The organism is Lentzea roselyniae, from assembly GCF_039537795.1.
In the GTDB taxonomy this organism is placed as follows: Bacteria; Actinomycetota; Actinomycetes; order Mycobacteriales; family Pseudonocardiaceae; genus Lentzea; species Lentzea atacamensis.
On the sequence record NZ_BAABBE010000122.1, the window covers coordinates 1 to 1,326 of the forward strand.

The following is a 1,326-nucleotide window of genomic DNA, read 5'->3' on the forward strand; positions in this document are numbered from 1 at the left end:
TGTCAAGTACCGGGTTTGATGGAGGGTGTGATTACCCGCTCGGTGTCGGGACGGGTGCGGTTGTGTGGTGATGGTTGGTTTCGTGTTCCACGGGCGGGATCAGGCCGAGTTCGCCGTGTAGCCGGCGGTGGTTGTACCAGTCGATGTACTCGGCGACGGCGATCTCGAGGTCGTCGGTGCCGCGCCAGGGGCCCTTGTTGCGGACGAGTTCGGCTTTGAAGATCGAGTTGAAGGCTTCGGCCATGGCGTTGTCGTAGGAATCTCCTTTGCTGCCAACGGATGCGACCGCGCCGGCCTCGGCCAGGCGCTGGGTGTAGCGCACGGCGAGGTATTGCGTTCCGCGGTCGGAGTGGTGAATGAGGTCGCTGGTGTCCTGTCCGGCGCGGGTGCGGGTCCACAGCCCCATCTCCAGGGCGTCGAGCGCCAGGTCGGTGCGCAGTGACGTGGACAGTTGCCAGCCGACGATGCGGCGGGAGAACACGTCGAGCACGAACGCGGCGTAGACCCAGCCGGTGAAGGTGCGGATGTAGGTGATGTCGGCGACCCACAGCCGGTTGGGTGCCGGGGCGGCGAAAGACCGCTTGACAAGGTCCGGGCGCGGGTCGCTACCCTTGCCGCCGCGCGTGGTGCGCGGGGTTTTCAGCCGGGAAATCCCTTGCAGCCCAGCGGATTTCATCAATCTGGCGACGGTGCGGCGGGCGACCGGAAGCCCGGTGACCCCGCCCTGGCGGGCCAGCTCGGCGTAGATCTTGCGCACGCCGTAGACGCCGTAGTTCGTCTCGTGTACTTCCTTGATCTTCTCGGTGACCACCGCGTCGCGGACCGCGCGTGCCGAGGGCGGGCGGGAGCGGGCGGCGTAGTAGGTGCTCGGAGCGATCTTGACGCCGGCCTGGGTCAGGACGGCACAGATCGGCTCGACTCCGAACTCGTGCTTGTGGGCGTCGATGTAGTTGACGATCAGCGGGAGGGGCGGTCTAGCTCCGCCGCGAAGAAAGCGGACGCGGATTTCAGGATCGCGTTGGCACGGCGCAGTTCCCGGTTCTCCCGCTCGAGCTGCGCGATCCGCTCCGCGTCGCTCGACGTGGTGCCTGGCCGGTCGCCGGCGTCGATCTCCGCGCGTTTGACCCAGGTCCGCAGTGCCTCGGGGTGGATCCCGAGCTGCTCGGCGATCCGCTTGATCGCCCCGGTCGCGGACGCCGGGTCCCGGCGGGCCTCCACGACCATCCGGGTCGCCCGCTCACGCAGCTCATCTGGGTACTTCTTCGGTGGGGCCATTGCTCCTCATCATCCAGGCTTGATGGTCTCCATCAAACCCGGCACGGAACA

General features: G+C 67.2%; 1 protein-coding gene and 1 other annotated feature. The gene reads right to left on the reverse strand.

Translation table 11 applies throughout. The annotated features are described in order from the left end of the window. Positions 1–31: 31 nt before the first annotated feature. Positions 32–1,275, reverse strand: a protein-coding gene (locus ABFX45_RS46145; RefSeq protein WP_346137420.1) for an IS3 family transposase whose coding sequence is annotated in 2 segments (ribosomal slippage) — positions 32–996 and positions 996–1,275 — 1,245 coding nt in all. Because the reading frame shifts where the segments join, the coding sequence is not laid out codon by codon here. Next, positions 869–997 (reverse strand) — a sequence feature (AL1L pseudoknot). Its footprint overlaps the gene before it by 129 nt. Positions 1,276–1,326 lie beyond the last annotated feature (51 nt).